Source organism: Bacteroides sp. BFG-637 (genome assembly GCF_024793605.1).
GTDB lineage: Bacteria > Bacteroidota > Bacteroidia > Bacteroidales > Bacteroidaceae > Bacteroides > Bacteroides vicugnae.
In genome coordinates, this window is record NZ_JANUPD010000002.1 from 4,432,546 (window position 1) to 4,449,475 (window position 16,930).

Here is a 16,930-nt window from a genome sequence, read left to right on the forward strand (position 1 = left end):
TTTTTAACAGTCGGCTCTTAAATGTTAATCGTCAAAAAGCGTTCTTTTTAGTCTTTGTATCTCATAGTCAATCTCTTCTACGCTTAATGATTCGTCCGAATCATCATATTTCTTGAAATTAACAGTCATAAACAACAATTGTGCAAAGAATTTGGGACCTTTAGTGTTAAAAGGAGAATCGTGATCATAGCAGAGATGGACAAAGGGAAGGAGATACTTCTTGCGTTCGCGCGGACTTACATCTATCCTGTTGTTATACAAATTATTGACGGTGTCAAGCGTTTGTGTGATAAACTGGGATACTTGGGGGAATTCTCCCTTTTCGAGCGTTATAGCCTGCTTGTTCAGGTAAACGAAGCCTTCGGAAAAAATGTCTTTTTTCTCATGATTTTAAGTGTTATTTCAATGTTGTTAAAAAATGTTGTTTTAAAAAGACGCAAAGGTACATTTTATTTTGTTCCTATCATTTACTTATGTTGTTTATTCTCTTTATAGATTTTATTTGATGGAAAAAGCGTGTATTTGAGGGTGAACCCCTCACCCTCAAATACACGCTTTTTTCTATCTAAAAGAATATTCTCCCGCGCCTGCGCACGTGGACATTATTATATAAAGAAAACTCATATGGCCTGTTTATCCTCAAGATGCTGTGTGTTGCACAGAATCCCTTATAGCCGCTTTCATTTTCATTATAGCTAATCTCGATTTCATTATAGCTAATTTTATTTTCATTATAGCTAATCAGCACTTGCCATAAAGAGATTCATGGCTCATCGAGATACTTCACAATGAGCCGTACCTGCCTTGCGCTGTAAGCGTGGTCGTTTTTTCCTTCACCGCCACTATACATTGCGTCATATAGTTCATTGTTATTTCTGATCCACTCCCTCATTTTCCGCATGGCATACACCAACGGTACATAAGGATTATATAAATGCGCCAGCTCCGATTTCAAATACGGACGTATGACAAACGGCTCTTCCGCCGCCTCTTCAGTTTCAGCTTTCATATCTTCGGGAAATTATGTTTATAGTATTCCAAATATACAAAAAATCCATAGGAACTCCAAATGTATAAGTAAAATAAAATCACTCTGAATGAAAGTAAATACATTCTAAATGAAAGTAAGACGAAGTAAGCCAATCGGAGACAAAGTACGTCATTCCATTCCCCTGTAATACACTACCTTTGAGGTATCGAAAGAAAAGAAACAGAGCTCGTTCCTCTCTTCCGATACCATTGCGCTAACCGCAATCTGTAACATTTATTTTTTAATTTTTAATTCTCAATTTTTAATTTATCATGGCAATACCATTTAAAAGAATGGGTCGTAAAGATCCGAGAGAGGTTGATGGGGTGGTGAAGTATCACCCACAACTTGTGACGCAGGGACAGAGTGTAGACCTGGATAAACTCGCTTACACGATGAAAGAGAAAAGTTCCTTGTCGCTGGGCGATATCCAGAGTGTGCTAACCAATCTTGTTGAAGCGATGCGTGCAGCGTTGTTCGACGGTAAGTCCGTCAATATCCGCGACTTCGGTGTATTCAGTCTTTCCGCTACCACACTGGGGGCGGATACGAAAGAAGAGTGTACGATGAAGAACATCAGGAGCGTGAATATCAATTTCCGTCCTTCCAGCAGCGTCCGTCCTAATCTGACATCTACCCGTGCCGGTGAGAAAATCGAGTTTCTTGACCTCGATGCACCCAAGAAAAAGAAAACCGAAGGTGGAGATTCCGGTGAAGAAGGTGGAGGAGGAGACTCCGGTGGAGGTAGTGGTGATGGCGGTGGTGAAGCTCCGGATCCGGCAGCTTGAGCCATAGAGCGTAGATAATGCTTACAACTGATAAGAAAAACAGTGGCACTATAATGAGAAAGATTGATTTGATCGTGATTCACTGTTCCGCCACCCGTGCCGACCGTTCGCTCACCCCGGATGATCTGGAAACGCAACACCGTCGGCGTGGATTTAACGGAACAGGATATCACTACTACATCCGCAAAGACGGAACGGTGCACATCACCCGACCGATTGAACGCATCGGTGCGCACGTGAAAGGATTCAACGCTTGTTCGATAGGCATCTGCTATGAAGGTGGGCTGGACTGTCATGGTCGTCCGGCGGACACGCGGACACCGGAACAACGGGCAACACTTCATTTGCTTGTACATCAATTGCTTGAGACTTTCCCCGGTAGCCGGGTGTGCGGTCACCGGGATTTAAGTCCCGACCGCAACGGAAACGGGGAAATAGAACCGGAAGAATGGATTAAAGCGTGTCCGTGTTTTGAGGTGAAAGCGGAAGGTTTCACCACAGAGGACACAGAGGACACGGAGGAAAATTAGTATAAAAAAACAAACCACCGCAGCGTATACGGAGAAGGGAAATAAATATTCCTCTGTGCCCTCTGTGTCCTCTGTGGTGAACTAAAGAGCGTGGAAAGGAGGTGTGTAAAGTTATGGCAGTCAAAAGATCCCTTTGGGATACTATTTTAAAGGTAGTCATTGCGGTGGCTTCGGCAGTAGCAGGCGTATTTGGTGCGAATGCGATGAATCTGTAACCTATATTTTGGCGGGAAGTACGTGCACTACTTCCCGCCCTTTTTAGTTACTGATTTTTGTATTTATTTTTTAGTTTTCATATTATTGGCAATCTTGCCTATTCATATTCATACATATTATAAAACAATAATGTAATTCAAGTTTCGTACGTCTACTGTTGTGTTTTTGAAGCGTATATAATTTTTTATTTAGATCGGGTAACTCTTTTATTTCTTATAAACCAACTTACTCGGAACTCCCTCCCCGAACAAGTGATCTCCCAGTGTTGTGATCTTATCCCCCGTAGCCAATACGTAGCGAAGATTATCGCATCCCATAAAAGCACCGAACTCGATAGCCGTTACACTGGCCGGTAATTCCAGCGTGCCGCACAGACGGCCGCAATTACTAAATACACGCTGTCCGATTGATTTCAGGTTATGAGGTAATTTCATATTCAGCAGATACTTCTTCTGCGAGAAAGTGAAGTCGGGGATAGCCGTTGCATTTGTCTTGGAAATATCAACCGATACGAGATTCGGCATATAATCGCGGATAAGTTTGAAGTCAGCGTTATCCAGTTTCCCTTCAACGGTGAGGAAGTTGATGTCTCTGGGTTGCAGTCCGGCTTTCAGGATCTCTTCTTCCAGTTTACCCATTGCACCCACTTGCAGGGTAGTCTCTACCGGTTCACCTTCGATGAAAGCAAAATTCTGCCATCTGTCTTTGTAGCGGTAAGCGTCGCTGCTGCCCAGAGGAACGAAGATGGCGGTAACGCTGTCTGCCAATGCTTCCGGCAGCAGGTTGGGAGCTGTCTTTTTCCGGATCTGGCAGATTTTCAGATTCTCACAGCCTTTGAAGGCAGCATCTTCGATATTCTTCGTTTTCTCGGAAAGGATCACTTTTTCCAGTGTGGCTTTACCTTTGGTCACTCCGCCTACCACATTCGAGAAAGCATAGGCAGGGATGAAGTTCGGCATATAAATGTAGAATTTTCCATTGGGATAAGTACCGGCTTTTCCGCTGTACATCTTGATTTCCGCGTTCGAAATATCCAATACTTTCAGATTGGCAAATTCGTCACGGAGATGCCGGAAGTCCTCTGCATTCAGTTTTCCGGTCAGTGTGAGGTGGGTGACACTGTTGGCTTCCTCTTCAGTCATCATGGAAATCAGCGTACCGGGCTTACTCACATAATACGTCTTACTCACTTGGGCGGCGGCTCCTAATGCATTAGCGGCCAGTAAGAAACTTATCAATAGTAGTTTAATTTTCATAATTTTGTAGATTTGTTCTGACAAATATAGGAAAAATAGAGAATACATGATGTTTTTTTATGTTTTATATCTAATTTTGTAGCCGGATTAACAAATTGTAAAAATGGAGGCAGACAACATAGATGGGAAGAAAGAACCCAAAAGACTTCCTGTGTGGGCATGTATCCCGCTGTTTATTGTGGTACTTTTCATATTTATTGGATTGTATGGGACATTGGTCAGCGGAGGCCTGTCGTTGGTTCTTGGAGTGGAGGCTCGCCATCCGGGAGTAGTAGGGTATATTTTCGTGGAGGCCGGTATGCTTTTGGCCGTTCTTACTGCCGCCGTCATCTTGCTTCGTCTCGAACGTCGTCCGTTTTCTGATTTGGGACTTTCCCTAAAAGGACATACCAACGGACTGTGGTATGGCCTCCTGGTGGCAATCTTGCTCTATTTGCTGGGTTTCGGAATCTCTGTTGTTTTGGGAGAAATAGAAGTCACCGGTTTCCAGTTTAAGCCGTTGGATTTATTGGGGTCGTGGGTGTTTTTCCTGTTAGTGGCGTTGTTTGAAGAAATTCTGATGCGCGGCTATATCCTCGGACGTCTGCTTCCATACCAATATGAATAAATTCCTGGCACTCTTCATCTCGTCGGCATTATTCGCGTTTATGCATATCTTTAATCCGGAAATAGCTTTCCTGCCGATGCTAAATCTATTGCTTGCCGGTATGCTGCTGGGTGCTTCCTATCTATATACCCGTAATCTGTGTTTCCCTATCTCTCTTCATCTTTTCTGGAATTGGATTCAGGGTCCGATTCTGGGTTATCAGGTAAGCGGAAATAATTTCACGACGAGCATGCTGACTTTGCGTATGCCCGAAGAAAACGTACTGAATGGCGGAGCCTTCGGTTTTGAAGGCTCGCTCATTTGCACAGTACTTATGATTGTTTTTACGATTCTAATTGTGTGGTGGGGAGAAAAAAGAGAAGCAATCAGTCTTGCGGTACCCCGATCATACTAAGCTGAATCCGTTTCCGGTCATAATCTACATTCATCACTCTGACCATGACGTGTTGATGGATGGATACCACTTCCGTCGGATCGGAAATGAACCGTTCCGCTAATTGCGAGAGGTGCACCAGTCCGTTCTCCTTAATACCTATATCGACAAACGCCCCGAAATTGGTGATGTTGCCTACGATGCCCGGAAGAATCATTCCTTCGCGCAAATCGGCTATGGTGCGCACGTTCTTGTCGAACTCGAAGACTTTGATAGCCTTACGCGGGTCACGTCCCGGCTTGTCGAGTTCCTGCAGAATGTCCTGTAAGGTGGGCAGGCCGACGGTAGGGGTGATGTAGGCGGAGATGTTAATCTTCCGGCGGAGTTCCTTGTCAGCTATCAGTTCGTCGATGGTACATTTCAGGTCTTTGGCCATTTGCTCTACGATGTGGTAGCTTTCCGGATGCACGGCGGTGTTGTCCAGCGGATTCTTGGCTCCGGGGATGCGGAGGAATCCGGCACACTGTTCGAAAGCCTTGGCGCCCATGCGCGGAACTTTCATCAATTCTTTCCGCGAACCGAAAGCTCCGTTTTCCGCCCGGTAGTTGACGATGTTTTGAGCCAGTTGCGGTCCCAGTCCGGAGATGTAAGTCAATAGATGGCTGCTTGCCGTATTCAGGTTTACGCCGACCAGGTTCACGCAATTCTCTACGGTCTGATCGAGTGCTTTTTTCAGCTTTGTCTGGTCTACATCGTGCTGGTATTGACCTACACCGATGGATTTAGGATCTATCTTCACCAATTCTGCCAACGGGTCCATCAGGCGGCGGCCGATGGAGACTGCTCCACGCACCGTTACGTCATAATCGGGAAACTCGTCGCGGGCAATCTTCGAAGCCGAATAAATGGAAGCTCCCTGTTCACTGACTACAAACACGGGTATCTGACGGTCGAAGCTCTGGCTGTTGATGAAATCTTCTGTCTCACGGCTTGCCGTTCCGTTGCCGATGGAGATGGCTTCTATCTGATAGGCCTCAATCATCTTACGGAGTTTGGAAGCAGCTTCTCCTGTTTTGTTCACCGGAGGATGCGGATAGATATTCTCATTATGTAACAGATTGCCTTGCGCATCGAGGCAGACAACTTTACATCCCGTACGGAATCCGGGGTCGATGGCGAGCACCCGTTTTTGTCCCAATGGAGGGGCGAGAAGAAGTTGGCGGAGGTTCTCGGTGAATACCCGAATCGCTTCCTCATCGGCTTTTTCTTTGGATTGAGCGGCAAATTCTGTTTCGATGGAGGGCTTGAGCAGACGCTTGTAAGCATCGACCGTAGCTTCGCCCACCTGCTGGCTACACTCGTTGTTGCCACGTACGAACTGACGTTCCAAGCGTTCGATACATGCCTCGTCGTCGGGTTGGATAGATACTTTCAGCAGGCCTTCCGACTCTGCCCGGCGGATGGCCAACAGGCGGTGGGACGTGCAGCGTTTCAGTGCTTCGGAGAAATCGAAATAATCCCGGTATTTCGCTGCTTCTTCCTCTTTTCCTTTCACCAATTTGGCACTAATCTCTGCCTGACGGCTGAACTGATTACGTACCGCGTTGCGGGCACGTTCGTCTTCGTTCACCTGCTCTGCAAGGATGTCACGGGCGCCTTTCAGGGCATCTTCCACATCTTTCACGTCTCCTTTCACGAAGGAGGCAGCCTTAGCGCTAAGGTTGTTTTCCCTTTGCAACATCAGGAGGATGGCAAGCGGTTCCAACCCTTTCTGACGGGCTACTTCGGCACGTGTCTTCCGCTTGGGTTTATAAGGAAGATAAATGTCTTCCAGTTCCGTAGGATTCCAAGTGTCGTTGATACGTTTCTCCAGTTCGGCAGTCAGTTTTCCCTGCTCGTTGATGGTGCCGAGAATCGTTTCTTTCCGTTTGGCTATGTCGCACAACTTATCGTGTTGCTCTTTGATTTGCTCTATCTGCACTTCATCCAGTCCGCCGGTGGCTTCTTTACGGTAACGGCTGATGAAGGGAATCGTAGCACCTTCACCCAAAAGATGGAGCGTACTACTTATTTGTCTTTCCGGTATACCCAAAAAACCGGAAATCATCTTGTGAAATAATTCCATAATTTGTATTTTTTGAGAGTAAATGAGCGACAAAAATACATATTAATCTGCTAAACCCGACAAGTTTTACTATATTTGCAACTTAATTAATGAATTAACACATCAAAACTGCATGATTATGCTGGGACGTCTTGGATATCTTTTTATCTGTTTCCTTTGGCTTCTGCAGTCAACGGAAGTATTGGCTGTCTCTAAAGATAAGAAACCTATTCTGATTATTTGCTCCTATAATCCGGCTGCGCATCAAACCTCGGTCACTATTTCCGATTATATGGATGAATATAGTAAATTGGGGGGACAGCGCGACATTATCATCGAAAACATGAACTGTAAAAGCTTCTCGGAAGCTCCGTTATGGAGCGAAATGATGACGCAGATTCTGGCTAAATATCAGGGGGAAAAGCATCCGGCGCAAATTATCCTGTTGGGACAGGAGGCATGGGCTGCTTATTTGTCGCAGAGGGATGAAATGCAGGTGAAAGTGCCTGTGATGTGCAGTCTGGCCAGTAGCAATGTGGTGATATTGCCGAAAGATACGGTGAAAAACCTTGATCGCTGGATGCCCGAATCTATCGATATATTTGAGGATCATCTGGATATTCCCGAACTGGAATCGGGATTTATCAACCAATATAATATAGAAGGTAATATCCGCATGATTCAAGCTTTCTACCCGAAAACGAAACACATTGCTTTTATCTCGGACAATACTTATGGCGGGGTGACCATGCAAGCGTTGGTGCGAAAAGAAATGAAGAACTTCCCCGATCTGGATTTGATTCTGATGGACGGCCGGACACATTCTATTTATACCATCGTTGAGGAATTGAGACAGCTGCCCGAAAACACAGTTATCTTGGTGGGAACGTGGCGTGTGGACATGAACGAAGGGTATTTCATGCGAAATGCTACGTATGCCATGATGGAAGCTACTCCTACCATCCCGGCTTTTACTCCTTCATCGGTGAGTCTCGGTTATTGGGCGATAGGAGGAGTGCTGCCCGATTATCGGAAAGTGGGAGGAGAAATGGCTCTGGAATCTATACGGATGGATCAGCATCCGGAGGATACGGAAAAGCATCTTTCGGTCATCGGCTGCAAAGCGGTATTGGATAGCCGGAAGGTGAAAGAGTGGGGGCTGCACCCGAATGTGTTGCCTTTTAAAGTGCAGCTTGTCAACCAGTCGGTTTCGTTCTATCAGCAATATACTTATCAGATATGGTCTGCTTGTGCTTTGTTCGTGATTCTGGTACTTGGCTTATGTATCTCTCTCTTCTATTATTTCCGTACGAAACGTTTGAAAGACGAGCTTCTGAAATCGGAGAAGGATTTGCGTGTAGCGAAAGACAGGGCGGAAGAGTCTAATCGTCTGAAGAGTGCTTTCCTTGCTAATATGAGTCATGAGATACGGACACCGTTGAACTCGATTGTCGGCTTCTCGGATGTACTGGCAATGGGTGATAGCACGGAGGATGAACAGCAGTCTTATTATCAGATTATCAAAACCAATTCGGATTTGTTGCTTCGTCTGATTAATGATATTCTCGATCTTTCACGTCTGGAGGCTAATCGGGTGACTTTAACGTGGGAGGAATGTGATGTGGTGCAATTGTGTAGTCAGGTGGTTGCCTCTGTTAGTTTTTCACGGCAGTCGTCGGACAATCAGTTCTTGTTTTCCACCTCTTTTGAAACTTTCCGGATGGTGACGGATGTGCAGCGTATGCAACAGGTAATCATTAATCTGCTGTCCAATGCTGACAAATTTACGAAAGGCGGGAAGATTACATTGGACTTTTCTGTGAATGAGGAAAAGCAAATGGCTATTTTCTCGGTAACGGATACCGGATGCGGCATCCCGAAAGAAAAACAGGGACTTGTGTTCGAGCGTTTTGAAAAATTGAATGAGTATGCCCAGGGAACCGGATTGGGATTGTCTATCTGTAAATTGATTGTGCATAAATGGAGAGGAAGTATATGGATCGACCCTGACTATACCGGTGGGGCACGGTTCGTATTCTCGCATCCGCTAAATATAGAAAAAGAATGAAACGAATAGGATTTATTTATGGCTTGCTTTTCTGTCTCGTACTGTCTGTTGCGGCGCAGGAAAAGGTAGTGAAGCTGAAGATTGTGGAAACAAGTGACGTACATGGTAATTATTATCCTTACAATTTTATAACCCGTCACGAGTGGAAGGGGAGTCTGGCACGTATTTATTCTTTCGTGCAGAAGGAGCGCGAACAGTATAAAGAGAATCTGATATTGCTGGATAATGGTGATATTTTGCAGGGGCAGCCTACTGCCTATTACTATAATTATATAGATACGGTGTCTCCTCATCTTTGTTCGGAAATGATGAATTATATGAAATATGATGCCGGCAATATGGGAAACCATGATGTGGAAACGGGGCGTGCCGTGTTCGACCGTTGGATAGCCACTTGTGACTTCCCTGTGTTGGGTGCCAACATCATTGATACGTCTACGGGAAAGCCCCATCTGGCTCCTTATAAGGTGTTGGAACGTGAGGGGGTGAAGATCGTGGTATTGGGTATGATTACTCCTGCCATCCCTGCATGGCTTTCTGAAAATCTGTGGAAAGGGTTGCGTTTCGACGATATGGAAGAGACGGCACGCAAATGGATGAAGATTATCCATGAAAAAGAGAATCCCGATGTAGTGATCGGATTGTTTCATGCCGGACAGGAGGCTTTCAAAATGTCGGGTAAATACAATGAGAATGCTTCTCTCAACGTTGCGAAGAATGTCCCGGGATTCGATATTGTATTGATGGGACACGATCATGCCCGCGAATGTAAGAAGGTGATGAACGTGGCCGGAGATTCGGTGTTGATTATCGATCCGGCCAGCAATGGAATTGTATTGTCTAATATCGATGTGACCTTGAAATTGAAAGATGGAAAGGTGCAGAGCAAGGATATCAAGGGGGAGTTGACGGAGACGGAAACTTACGGAATCAGCGAGGATTTCATGAAGTATTTTGCTCCGCAATATGAGGCGGTGCAGAAGTTTGTATCCAAGAAGATCGGAACTTTTACCGAGAGTATCTCTACTCGTCCTGCTTTCTTCGGTCCTTCCGCTTTTATCGATTTGATACATACCTTACAGCTCGACATTACCGGAGCTGACATCTCTTTTGCCGCTCCGCTTTCGTTTGATGCGGAGATAAAGAAGGGGGATGTGTTTGTCAGTGATATGTTCAACTTATATAAGTACGAGAATATGTTGTACGTGATGACGTTGTCCGGGAAGGAGATTAAGGAGTTTCTGGAGATGTCTTATTATATGTGGACGAACCGGATGAAGTCACCGGAAGATCATCTGCTCTGGTTCAAGGAGAAACCTCGGGAAGGTGCGGAAGACAGGGCTTCTTTCCGGAACTTCAGTTTTAATTTCGACTCGGCTTCCGGCATTATTTATACGGTGGACGTGACTAAACCGCAGGGAGAAAAGATTACGATTACGAGTATGGCCGACGGTTCTCCTTTCCGTATGGATAAGATATATAAAGTGGCCTTAAATTCTTATCGTGGTAATGGCGGTGGAGAACTGTTGACGAAAGGATCGGGTATTCCGCAGGAGAAATTGAAAGACCGTATTATTTTCTCTACGGATAAAGACCTTCGTTTCTATTTGATGAATTATATCGAAAAGAAAGGTAAGATGGACCCCAAAGCCCTGAATCAGTGGAAGTTTGTTCCGGAGAAATGGACAGTGCCGGCTGCCAGACGTGATTATGAATATCTATTCCGGTCTGTTCAATAAGTAGTCAAAAGTGTTCATTATGTCCGATAATACTCCTGAATGGCTTGTGTATCTGATTAAATGCTGGTATATTTGTCGCAAAAAGAGAGAGTATGGATATTCAGAGTGTTCCTAAAATAGGTATTTCTTCGGTAGTTCATTCCAAACATATAGATGCCGACCATATTGATGTTATGGATAATGATATAGCACTTTTCGATACGGAGAGCGTTATATCATTGTATAATGGACCTACCAAACTGGAAGTGCTGACTGTAGGGCTTTGCCTGGAAGGTACTGGTGCATTTAATATTAGTTTGCGTGAATTTGAGTTGTCTCCCGGATTGATGGTGATAGCGTTGCCCAGCCAGATTATTGAACAGCGGTGCTTTAGTCCCGATTTTAAGGGAATATTTTTTGCTGTGTCAAAGAATATGTTGGAGGTGTTGCCTAAAATAGGGAATGTGCTTTCCTTATTTCTCTATCTGAAAGACTATCCGTGTCTCGCCCTTCACTCGCACGAGCAGGAGGTTGTGAAGGAATATCATATGTTTATCAGGAAGAGATTGAGAAATAAGGAGGGGGTGTACCGTAAAGAGGTTGTGATGGGATTGATGCAGGGGTTCTTTTTCGAACTGTATAATATTCTTAATAACCATGTACCTGCCAATACTGTCACAGTGAAGAATAAAAGTCGGAAAGAATATATTTTTGAACGTTTCTATGAGTTTTTAGTAGAGTCCTACCAGTCTGAACGCAGTGTGAAATTCTATGCCGATCAGTTATGTCTGACACCGAAGCATCTTTCGGGAGTAGTGAAAGAGGTCAGTGGGAAAACAGTGGGAGAGTGGATTGACGAATTGGTGATTCTGGAGGCGAAAGCACTTCTGAATTCTTCAAGTATGAATATACAAGAGATTGCCGACCGGCTGAATTTTGCAAACCAGTCTTTCTTTGGAAAATATTTCAAACATTACACCGGTATGTCTCCTAAGGAATACCGGAAAAGCCGCTAAATTTATAAAACACCGGAACGTACACGGCTTAATGTCTCCGGTGTCATTAGAAGATAGGAGGCGATGTACGCCAAAGGTGCACGTTTGATGATTTCCGGATGTGTTTCGAGCAGGAGGTTATAGCGTTCGCGGGCGGATTCAAAACGCCAGGAGTCTGCTTTAATCTGCGATACGATTAGGGAGTATTCCAGTATCTTCTGGTAGAACATATTGATCTCCCAATTTTCTCTTGCCAACTTTTGTATCATATCACGGGGGAATAGGTAAATGATGGAAGGTTCCAGAGTTTCCACTATCAGCCGCGTAGGTTCTTGTTTCAAGAAACTTTCGATACACATCACGATGCAGCCTTCGTATGAGAAATGTTCGGTTATGTCTTTTCCATTTTTGTAATAATACTGCCTAAGCATACCTTTGCCAACAAAAACGAGTTCGTGAGCTACTTCTCCTTCATTCAGCGCTATTGCTCCTTTGGGAAATTCTTCACGGATCAATATGTTTTCTATCTGCCGTCTTCCTTCTATGCTCATTTCCGGAAAGCGGGAATTAACAACAGCATTTACGGTATCTCTTAATAGTGTATCCATGTCTTTTTGTCTTGGTGTGTGCAAAAATACTAAAAACGGTTGACATAAATCATGTGTGGTACAAAAAAGATGTATATTTGTCCGCAAAATCAAAATGTAGTTGATAATGAATAAGATAATAAAGTTGGCAGTGTTGCTGTTCTGTTTTAGTGGTTGTGTAAGGGATAATGATGCTATTTATTATCCGGTTGGCAACGTGGATGTGGAAAGAGGCGGTCCGGCTTTGGAGGCTGGAAAGGGTGATTTGATAGCCCGTAGTTATAATACCGAAGATTATGTACTGGACACGCTCGCGCAATATCCGGGTGATCCGACGCTCGGTAAATTGACATTTATGGTTAGTCTGAAAAACCGGTTGACGGATCAGGAGGTGAGTGGTTTTAATGGTGTCGGTCAATCCAAACTAACGATGAGTCTTGGGTATAAAGACGGCAACTATCCGGCAGAAAGCCAGGTCCCTGTTTATACTTCGCCTGACGTGACTGCCAGTTATGCCATCAAACTCCGTTTAAAAGGAGAATTGACCTTAACAGGAGATGAATGGATGATTGATTATATTTATGCTCAATTAGCCGGCTTATTCCAGCCTTATCCTCCTACGTCTTTCCCGGAAGTGTTTATGTGTAAAGGGGGTGAACAATCGTATGCTACGTTCGATTCTTTCCGCAGAACTTGGACGTTCGATATAACTTATGACCGTTCCAACCTTTCTTTCAGCCAACTGTATTTCAATCTGTTTGTGAATCTGGCAGGTCAGAAAAGGGAGGACAGAGTCCGGTTGAGGATTGATAAGGAATCTTACTTCGAGATCTATAAAGAAAAAGAGAGTCCATTAATGGGATAGCGCGATAATTATGCGAGATGAAAATTTACGCAAAATTTGCACCATTTTTTTTAATAATACCCATTTATAACGCCTAAAAACGATACTTTGATATAGATATAAGGCAATAAAAAAGCCTCTTACTTGTTTGTAAGAGGCTGATAATCAAGTGGTAGTGGGTACGAGAATCGAACTCGTATTACATGCGTGAGAGGCATGTGTCCTAACCGTTAGACGAACCCACCGGAATTTGATAGATTTAAAAAGAGCCAAGTCTACAAAACTTAGCTCTTTTTTATTTTGAGATTTTGCGGAAGCTGGGGGATTCGAACCCCCGGTACCCTTACGAGTACGTCAGTTTAGCAAACTGGTGGTTTCAGCCACTCACCCAAACTTCCTTGAACCCGCATTCTCTCTCAAATGCGGTGCAAATATAGGGGGAACTTTTGGACTACGCAAATCTTTTAGCAAGATTTTTTTACGTGTTTTTTGTAAAATGAGATAACCTGCTATGTTTCAAATGTTAAACGGAGGAATTTTTTTTCGAAAGCTTTTAAATTTTATCGATGGGCGGACGACTTGAAACATATTGACGCTATCCGTTCATTATAGTGACGGTATCTTCATGGGATAGGGTAATCATCGGGATTGGATAGTGACGGTATATTTAACCTTGGAAAAGGGCATAAAAAAAGGCTATCTATCCCAGACAGCCAATCTTTTGTTAACCTTAAATCTAATACTATGAAAAACACAGTACAAATATACGGACTTCTGGTGAATTTGCAAATAAAACAAGAAAAAAGAGATGTTTTATAACATTGATTAAATATTTGATTCTTCAATTCTATTTTTATTAAGATTTTCAGCGTTTTGAACACTATATTCCCAATATTTATCACATAATTTCAGATAACTGGTCTCTGCACTTTTGCCTCCTAAAGAAATGGCATACATCTTTGTCTGTTTTGCTTTTGCATGTTCTATGGACCGGGATAGCAGTTTATCGACGGGACGCATCTCAAAATCCGATACGGTGATGATGTCTGCTTCCATATATCCTTCTTCGCTGATTTTTCGCAGAGCATGCGTGATGACCGGTTCCATATCTGTTCCACCATGAAAAGATTGGCTTAGGAAATCGACAAGGCGGTCGAAGCTACTTCCTAAATCGGTTATTTCAATACACTCGATATCATCGGAGAAAAGGATGACGTAACATTTCCGATGTTGTACTTCTGTCAATTCGGCAATGGCAAGTAGAGTAGATTTCGCGATTCTTTCCCGTTCTCCTGCCATAGAACCGGAAGTGTCCAGACAAACGATGAAAGGGCCTTCAGCTTCTTCGGAAACTTCATTTCCTGTTGTTTTCTTATCATTGATGGTTTGCTTCTCGTGCGATTGATAATCGATAACTTGTAGTCTCTTCTCTATGAAACGCTCGAAAAATACGGGTTGCAGGCTCTTTTCCGCCAGATAACAATATTCCAGAGGGAGAAGACTATTCAAATCATTTCCTTCACAAATGCCTGCAATATCGCTTCGGGTGGCGTGAGATATAATTTGTTCCCGATGAATACCTGCGGTCATTTTGAAACGTTTCCGGCTACTTTGGTGTTTCTTGCCTAAGATTTCTACCAGTTCGCGGATAACGGGATTCCGTTTGATCGTTTCTTCGTATTCTAAAATCTGTTCCGCTATCTGTTTATGATTGCGAAGCAGCCAGACGAGGCGTGAGCCACCGCGTACCGGAAGATTTTTGGCTAATGACAGTTGAATGCGGTAGAAATCCTCACAGAGTTGCTCGATATGTTCCATCTGATAGTTGAACTCATTGTTCGAGAGCAGCGTATGCCACTTGTCGAAAAAGAGAGTCCGCAACGCTTTCCATTCTTTGGAACGCGGGCTGATTACATCAAAACGTTGGAGATAGTATTTTACGTTGAGGTCTACCAGGTGATATTTCATGGAGAAGGGGTATGCGCTGTTTTTCAGGAATTGAAGAAACTTTGCGTCCGATGCTTCATTCATCTCATGAAAGTATTCCCATTGCGATGCATAGCGGGAGTAGAAATCTTGCAGGGAGGGTTGTGTGTGACGAAAATACAGGTGAATGTCCGCATCCAGTTCTTCGGGACGGATAATCTGATTGTGCAGTTGTTCGTCGTACACATCATAGGCTATTCCCTGCAATTTTTCGTAATAAATGTCTTGCAGGTGTTTGAGCCTAATACTCTCTGTTCTCTTGTTCATGGGCATGAGCGATGATGCGAAGTTCATTCCGGTAGTTCTCTATGATATGTGCAGTCTCTCCCAAGATTCGCTTAATCTTGCTTTTTTGCGATGAACTTAAGAAAAGATGTTCCTTGGTGTATGCTGTTTCCCGCTCGGAGATTGTTTTATATTCTACTTCCATTTGATGAAGTAAATCTATCACTTCCTGCAATGTAAATTCGAACGGAGTGCTGTCGTCCTGCTGTGCTGGCAAAGGTTCGCAATTGTCATAACATAGTAGTGGATACTCCTGATTGTTGACGAAAACGGATCGTTTTCCTTTTCGGAGGGAGTAAATATTCTTTTGTGCGATATTTCTGTTCTTTACGAAATCGTAGGCTTTCAGGATTTTGTTGACCGGACGGAATTTATCCTGCTGGATATAAAACAGCCGGTTACTGTCTTTCTTCAAAGACTGGTAATCTGAAGCAAAGATGAGTAAATTTCCGGCAATGTGGTAACCTTCTATGCGATGATAGAAGGTATCTACGACCTGGATTCCCGGATCGCTAAGTTCCCGTAAGCTGTGTTCGGACTTCATGTTTTCTTTCAACGTATCCAGTTTCTGTTCCAGCCGTTTTTCTCCCAATAAATAGGTGTTGATTCCCCGTGCAATCGACTGTTCCACTATGTTTTCGATGATGGGGAGCTGTGAAACTTCATCCCACAGGCAGGCACTCATCAGCAAGCAGTCGGAGAAGTGAATCCCCGGCGATTCGTTCAGATAGGCCGAGGTGCGGAGCAGACCTACTATTTTTTTCCAACGGCGGTCGGATATATAGATGGGAGGGGTGTTTTCATCCCGTCCCGTATTGTACTGTTCGATTTCTCGTTTGATATTGTGAATCAGCTCGAAGATGGTATAGTGAATACCTACTTTCTCACTTTCAGCTTGTATTTGATTGTATAATTCATCGTCTACCTGGAGTTTTGCGGGGATTTCAGGTTCTACCTCCCGTGTAGAAGAGATCATCTGGTCGAAAGCATATTCCTGTTCAATGCATCCCACAAACTGGCGGATCAGGAAACGGTCGTATAAGGCTTCCAGTCCTTCACCCTTTGCGGGTAGTTCGTTGGATGCGGCAATCAGCGCTTTCAGAGGAACACGCGCCGTAAATTGTCCGTTGCGATATATCTTTTCATTGATTACCGTCAAAAGAGAATTTTGGATGGCAGGACCGGCTTTCCATATTTCATCCAGAAAGACAATTGATGCTGTCGGCAAGTATCCTTGTGTAATACGTTCGTATGTATCTTCATCTTTCAACTTTGAGATGGACACGGGACCGAATATTTCATCCGGTGTACTGAAACGGGACATCAGATATTCAAAAGCATCCGCATCTTTAAATGCCAGTTTGAGCCTGCGCGCCACTAAGCTCTTGGCTACTCCCGGAGGGCCCAATAGAAAGATACTTTCACCTGCCATGGCAGATAATAGGGAGAGTGCGATGGTATGTTCTTTTTCGAATACTCCCTCATTGAGGGATTTCAGTAGTTGGGTGATATGGGATTTGATTGACTTCATGCGACAGATGAT

14 protein-coding genes, 2 tRNA genes and 1 pseudogene are annotated in these 16,930 nt (G+C 44.0%); 8 read left to right on the forward strand and 9 right to left on the reverse strand.

Going from position 1 to position 16,930, the window contains the following annotated elements:
* Positions 1-24: 24 nt before the first annotated feature.
* Both NXX38_RS17170 and NXX38_RS17175 read right to left on the reverse strand, forming a co-directional pair.
* Complete coding sequence (locus NXX38_RS17170) at positions 25-261, reverse strand: hypothetical protein (RefSeq protein WP_167511925.1); 237 nt, start codon at positions 259-261, stop codon at positions 25-27.
* A 502-nt stretch (positions 262-763) separates the two neighbouring features.
* Positions 764-1,009, reverse strand: a complete 246-nt coding sequence (locus NXX38_RS17175; protein ID WP_148367949.1) for a DUF4248 domain-containing protein — start codon at positions 1,007-1,009, stop codon at positions 764-766.
* A 293-nt stretch (positions 1,010-1,302) separates the two neighbouring features.
* Here NXX38_RS17175 and NXX38_RS17180 point away from each other — a divergent pair, with 293 nt between their 5' ends.
* The 3 genes from NXX38_RS17180 to NXX38_RS17190 all read left to right on the forward strand — a co-directional run bounded on the left by NXX38_RS17180 (position 1,303) and on the right by NXX38_RS17190 (position 2,563).
* Positions 1,303-1,818, forward strand: a complete 516-nt coding sequence (locus tag NXX38_RS17180; protein ID WP_167511927.1) for an HU family DNA-binding protein — start codon at positions 1,303-1,305, stop codon at positions 1,816-1,818.
* A 53-nt stretch (positions 1,819-1,871) separates the two neighbouring features.
* The gene (locus NXX38_RS17185) at positions 1,872-2,348 is read left to right on the forward strand and encodes an N-acetylmuramoyl-L-alanine amidase (protein WP_148367953.1); all 477 of its coding nucleotides are present in this window, start codon (positions 1,872-1,874) and stop codon (positions 2,346-2,348) included.
* 113 nt (positions 2,349-2,461) lie between these two features.
* Positions 2,462-2,563 (forward strand): smalltalk protein, encoded by a 102-nt coding sequence (locus tag NXX38_RS17190; RefSeq protein ID WP_167511929.1) that lies wholly within the window; start codon positions 2,462-2,464, stop codon positions 2,561-2,563.
* A gap of 207 nt (positions 2,564-2,770) precedes the next feature.
* Here the strand turns inward: NXX38_RS17190 and NXX38_RS17195 are convergent, their stop codons facing one another.
* Positions 2,771-3,820, reverse strand: coding sequence for a leucine-rich repeat domain-containing protein (locus NXX38_RS17195; protein WP_217723623.1), 1,050 nt, complete (start codon positions 3,818-3,820; stop codon positions 2,771-2,773).
* A gap of 103 nt (positions 3,821-3,923) precedes the next feature.
* On the opposite strand from NXX38_RS17195, the pseudogene NXX38_RS17200 reads away from it, so the two are divergent.
* Positions 3,924-4,821 (forward strand): annotated as a pseudogene (locus NXX38_RS17200) (CPBP family intramembrane glutamic endopeptidase).
* Here the strand turns inward: NXX38_RS17200 and NXX38_RS17205 are convergent.
* Positions 4,793-6,925: a Tex family protein gene (locus NXX38_RS17205; RefSeq protein WP_148367346.1), complete on the reverse strand. Its 2,133-nt coding sequence runs from the start codon at positions 6,923-6,925 to the stop codon at positions 4,793-4,795. The pseudogene NXX38_RS17200 and the gene NXX38_RS17205 overlap by 29 nt on opposite strands.
* Before the next feature lie 118 nt (positions 6,926-7,043).
* On the opposite strand from NXX38_RS17205, the gene NXX38_RS17210 reads away from it, so the two are divergent.
* The 3 genes from NXX38_RS17210 (at position 7,044) to NXX38_RS17220 (ending at position 11,706) form a co-directional block, all read left to right on the forward strand.
* Positions 7,044-8,972: a HAMP domain-containing sensor histidine kinase gene (locus NXX38_RS17210; RefSeq protein WP_074559723.1), complete on the forward strand. Its 1,929-nt coding sequence runs from the start codon at positions 7,044-7,046 to the stop codon at positions 8,970-8,972.
* Positions 8,969-10,711: a bifunctional UDP-sugar hydrolase/5'-nucleotidase gene (locus tag NXX38_RS17215; RefSeq protein ID WP_258980395.1), complete on the forward strand. Its 1,743-nt coding sequence runs from the start codon at positions 8,969-8,971 to the stop codon at positions 10,709-10,711. The genes NXX38_RS17210 and NXX38_RS17215 overlap by 4 nt, the downstream gene beginning before the upstream one ends.
* Positions 10,712-10,803: 92 nt before the next feature.
* Positions 10,804-11,706 carry a helix-turn-helix domain-containing protein gene (locus tag NXX38_RS17220; RefSeq protein WP_074559709.1) on the forward strand — a complete coding sequence of 301 codons (903 nt, stop codon included), beginning with the start codon at positions 10,804-10,806 and terminating at the stop codon, positions 11,704-11,706.
* A gap of 2 nt (positions 11,707-11,708) precedes the next feature.
* On the opposite strand, the gene NXX38_RS17225 is transcribed toward NXX38_RS17220, so the two are convergent.
* On the reverse strand, positions 11,709-12,293 hold the full coding sequence (locus tag NXX38_RS17225; protein WP_074559707.1) for a Crp/Fnr family transcriptional regulator: 585 nt from the start codon (positions 12,291-12,293) through the stop codon (positions 11,709-11,711).
* Between the two features lie 106 nt (positions 12,294-12,399).
* Here NXX38_RS17225 and NXX38_RS17230 point away from each other — a divergent pair, with 106 nt between their 5' ends.
* On the forward strand, positions 12,400-13,137 hold the full coding sequence (locus NXX38_RS17230) for a DUF3845 domain-containing protein (RefSeq protein WP_074559704.1): 738 nt from the start codon (positions 12,400-12,402) through the stop codon (positions 13,135-13,137).
* Between the two features lie 149 nt (positions 13,138-13,286).
* On the opposite strand, the gene NXX38_RS17235 is transcribed toward NXX38_RS17230, so the two are convergent.
* From NXX38_RS17235 to NXX38_RS17250, 4 genes are all read right to left on the reverse strand, one after another.
* Positions 13,287-13,361 (reverse strand) — tRNA-Glu (locus NXX38_RS17235).
* Between the two features lie 66 nt (positions 13,362-13,427).
* A tRNA-Ser gene (locus tag NXX38_RS17240) sits at positions 13,428-13,514 on the reverse strand.
* Between the two features lie 427 nt (positions 13,515-13,941).
* Positions 13,942-15,369 (reverse strand): VWA domain-containing protein, encoded by a 1,428-nt coding sequence (locus NXX38_RS17245; RefSeq protein ID WP_175486923.1) that lies wholly within the window; start codon positions 15,367-15,369, stop codon positions 13,942-13,944.
* Positions 15,344-16,918, reverse strand: coding sequence for an AAA family ATPase (locus NXX38_RS17250; protein WP_258980398.1), 1,575 nt, complete (start codon positions 16,916-16,918; stop codon positions 15,344-15,346). Before NXX38_RS17250 ends, NXX38_RS17245 begins: the two co-directional genes overlap by 26 nt.
* Positions 16,919-16,930: the final 12 nt, after the last annotated feature.

Bases quoted from the DNA above. Each gene is read 5' to 3' on its own strand.
- NXX38_RS17175 (WP_148367949.1), bottom strand. From the start codon at position 1,009: ATGAAAGCTGAAACTGAAGAGGCGGCGGAAGAGCCGTTTGTCATACGT.
- NXX38_RS17180 (WP_167511927.1), top strand. From the start codon at position 1,303: ATGGCAATACCATTTAAAAGAATGGGTCGTAAAGATCCGAGAGAGGTT.
- NXX38_RS17185 (WP_148367953.1), top strand. From the start codon at position 1,872: ATGAGAAAGATTGATTTGATCGTGATTCACTGTTCCGCCACCCGTGCC.
- NXX38_RS17190 (WP_167511929.1), top strand. From the start codon at position 2,462: ATGGCAGTCAAAAGATCCCTTTGGGATACTATTTTAAAGGTAGTCATT.
- NXX38_RS17195 (WP_217723623.1), bottom strand. From the start codon at position 3,820: ATGAAAATTAAACTACTATTGATAAGTTTCTTACTGGCCGCTAATGCA.
- NXX38_RS17205 (WP_148367346.1), bottom strand. From the start codon at position 6,925: ATGGAATTATTTCACAAGATGATTTCCGGTTTTTTGGGTATACCGGAA.
- NXX38_RS17210 (WP_074559723.1), top strand. From the start codon at position 7,044: ATGCTGGGACGTCTTGGATATCTTTTTATCTGTTTCCTTTGGCTTCTG.
- NXX38_RS17215 (WP_258980395.1), top strand. From the start codon at position 8,969: ATGAAACGAATAGGATTTATTTATGGCTTGCTTTTCTGTCTCGTACTG.
- NXX38_RS17220 (WP_074559709.1), top strand. From the start codon at position 10,804: ATGGATATTCAGAGTGTTCCTAAAATAGGTATTTCTTCGGTAGTTCAT.
- NXX38_RS17225 (WP_074559707.1), bottom strand. From the start codon at position 12,293: ATGGATACACTATTAAGAGATACCGTAAATGCTGTTGTTAATTCCCGC.
- NXX38_RS17230 (WP_074559704.1), top strand. From the start codon at position 12,400: ATGAATAAGATAATAAAGTTGGCAGTGTTGCTGTTCTGTTTTAGTGGT.
- NXX38_RS17245 (WP_175486923.1), bottom strand. From the start codon at position 15,369: ATGAACAAGAGAACAGAGAGTATTAGGCTCAAACACCTGCAAGACATT.
- NXX38_RS17250 (WP_258980398.1), bottom strand. From the start codon at position 16,918: ATGAAGTCAATCAAATCCCATATCACCCAACTACTGAAATCCCTCAAT.